We start from the raw sequence: 1,654 nt of genomic DNA, 5'->3' as shown, positions 1-1,654 counted from the left end.
GCGAACACGCCCGGCACCGAGGTCTGGCCGTGGCTGTTGACGATGATCTCGCCACGCGGCGACAGCTCCACGCCACTGCCCTTGAGCCAGGCGGTGTTGGGCACCAGGCCGATCTGCACGAACACGCCCGACAGGTCGATGCTGTGCAGCTCGCCGCTCTTGCGGTCCTTGTAGGCCAGGCCCACCACCTTGCTGCCGTCGCCCTTGACCTCGGTGGTCTGCGCATTCACCAGCACCTTGACGTTGGGCAGGCTGTGCAGCTTGCGCTGCAGCACGGCGTCGGCGCGCAGCTGGCTGTCGAATTCCAGCAGCGTCACGTGGTCCACCACGCCGGCCAGGTCGATGGCTGCCTCGACGCCCGAGTTGCCGCCGCCGATCACGGCCACCTTCTTGCCCTTGAACAGCGGGCCGTCGCAGTGCGGGCAGTAGGTCACGCCCTTGGTGCGGTACTCGGCTTCGCCCGGCACGTTCATGTCGCGCCAGCGGGCGCCGGTGGCCAGGATCACGCTCTTGCTCTTGAGCGTGCCGCCGCTGGCCAGCGTCACTTCCACCAGGTCGCCGTCGAGCTTCAGGGCCTCGGCGCGCTGCATGTTCATGATGTCCACGTCGTACGACTTGACGTGCTCTTCCAGCGCCACGGCGAACTTCGGGCCGTCGGTTTCCTTGATCGAGATGTAGTTCTCGATGCCCAGCGTGTCCAGCACCTGGCCGCCGAAGCGCTCGGCCGCCACACCGGTGCGGATGCCCTTGCGCGCCGCATACACGGCCGCCGCCGCGCCGGCCGGGCCGCCGCCGACGATCAGCACGTCGAACGGTGCCTTGGCGCTGAGCTTGGCCGCGTCACGGGCGGTGGCGCCGGTGTCGATCTTGGCCAGGATTTCTTCCAGGCCCATGCGGCCCTGGCCGAAGGGCTGTCCGTTCAGGAAGATGGAAGGCACGGCCATGATCTGGCGCTGCTCGACCTCGTCCTGGAAGAAGCCACCGTCGATGGCCACGTGCTTGATGCGCGGGTTCAGCACCGCCATCAGGTTCAGCGCCTGCACCACGTCCGGGCAGTTGTGGCAGGTCAGGCTCATCCAGGTCTCGAAGACCAGGTCCTGCTCAGGCTGCAGCGCACGGATCTGCTCGATCAGGTCGGCTTCCACCTTGGGCGGGTAGCCACCGGCCTGCAGCAGCGCCAGCACCAGCGAGGTGAACTCGTGGCCCATCGGCAGCGCCGCGAAGCGCACGCCCATGTCGGCGCCCTGGCGGGTGATCTGGAAGGAGGGGCGACGGCTGTCGTGGCCGTCGGTGCGCAGCGTGATCTTGTCGGACAGGCCGACGATCTCGCTCAGCAGCTCACGCACCTGTTGCGATTCGGCGCGGTCGTCCAGCGAGGCGATCAGTTCGATCGGCTGCTGCAGGCGTTCGAGGTAGCCCTTGAGTTGGGCCTGGAGGTTGGCGTCCAGCATGGCGGCTCCTTTAGTCAGCGGTATGCGGTGTGTTCAAACGGGCGGCGGCAGACCCAGACCCGGTTGAACACGCCCCGCTGCACAAGCCGCGGGACGTTTTCAACAGGGCCCGGTTCGGGCCTGCGCAAACCGGCGGTGCCGGCCTGCGCGGGAAGCCTGGTCGGCCGGCACGGCGCCGGCCTTCAGCTTCGTCATCGGTGGTG

1 protein-coding gene is annotated in these 1,654 nt (G+C 68.0%); it reads right to left on the bottom strand.

Annotated features, from left to right (window positions below; all coding sequences use genetic code 11):
* On the bottom strand, positions 1–1,451 hold a 1,451-nt coding region (gene ahpF / locus ABNT58_RS26925), incomplete at its 3' end, for an alkyl hydroperoxide reductase subunit F (protein ID WP_348756450.1).
* Positions 1,452–1,654: the final 203 nt, after the last annotated feature.

It is taken from the genome of uncultured Aquincola sp., assembly GCF_964001545.1.
GTDB lineage: Bacteria > Pseudomonadota > Gammaproteobacteria > Burkholderiales > Burkholderiaceae_C > Aquincola.
This window is presented reverse-complemented; position numbering and strand designations above follow the sequence as displayed.